At 53.3% G+C, this 969-nt stretch carries 1 protein-coding gene; it reads right to left on the bottom strand.

Features of this window, described 5'->3' with window-relative positions; translation table 11 throughout:
- A partial coding sequence (locus QZL66_RS06445; RefSeq protein ID WP_293601911.1) for a sodium-dependent transporter occupies window positions 1-947 on the bottom strand: 947 nt, incomplete at its 3' end.
- Window positions 948-969 lie beyond the last annotated feature (22 nt).

Raw genomic sequence — 969 nt, 5'->3', positions numbered from 1 at the left:
AAGCAGCTGCCCCAGATACGGCTTCCCGCCATATGGTGAAAGACGTTGGGGAGGGTGATGAACAGCAGCGACGGACCGGAATCCGGCTGGATACCGTAGGCAAAGCATGCCGGAATGATAATCAGACCGGCGACAACGGCAACGGCGGTGTCCAGAACAATGACATTGATAGATTCGCCCAGAATCCGGCGATCCTTTTTCAGGTAGCTGCCAAAGATCTCCATGGCGCCGATGCCGATGCTCAGGGTAAAGAACGCCTGTGTCATGGCAGCGAACAGAACAGAGGTAAAGCCGTTTTCAAAGAGCTTTCCGAAGTCCGGCACCAGATAGAATTTCAGACCCTCCACAGCACCTTCCAGGCGCAGAGAATTGATCGCCAGAATTACCATCAATCCCATGAGCAGAAGCATCATGACCTTGGTTACTTTTTCAATACCGTTCTGAAGGCCCAGCGCACAGACACCAATGCAAAGCACAATGACCAGCGCAGCGAACAGGGTCATGTACCCCGGCGAATCCAGCATCTGCTGGAAGGCATTTGCGGTTGCATCGGTGCTGGAAGCATCAATGGAGCCGGAGATATAGCGGAAAGCGTAAAACAGCATCCATCCGGTCACCATGGTGTAGAACATCATGAGCAGATAGTTTCCGGCGATGCCCATGTACTTGGTGAGGTGGTACCGGCTGCCGGGCTGTTCCAGCTGGTTCAGCGCCTGCGCAATGCTGCGGTTGCTGCCGCGGCCGATGGCAAATTCGCACATCAGAATGGGCAGTCCCAGCAAAACCAGACAGAAGAGGTAGAGGAGCAGAAAAGCTCCTCCGCCATTTTGTCCGCAGACGTACGGAAATTTCCAGACGTTTCCCAGTCCGATGGCACAGCCGGCGGAAACCAGAATAAATCCGAGTCGTGATTGAAATGTCGCTCTGTTTTTTGTGGTTTGTTCCATTTGTCATTCTCCTTTTGCAAAG

Source organism: Ruminococcus sp. CAG:330 (assembly GCF_000437175.1).
Taxonomy (GTDB): Bacteria; Bacillota; Clostridia; order Oscillospirales; family Ruminococcaceae; genus Ruminococcus_C.
Note: the sequence above shows the minus strand (reverse complement) of the source record. Positions and strands in the feature narration are given on the sequence as shown.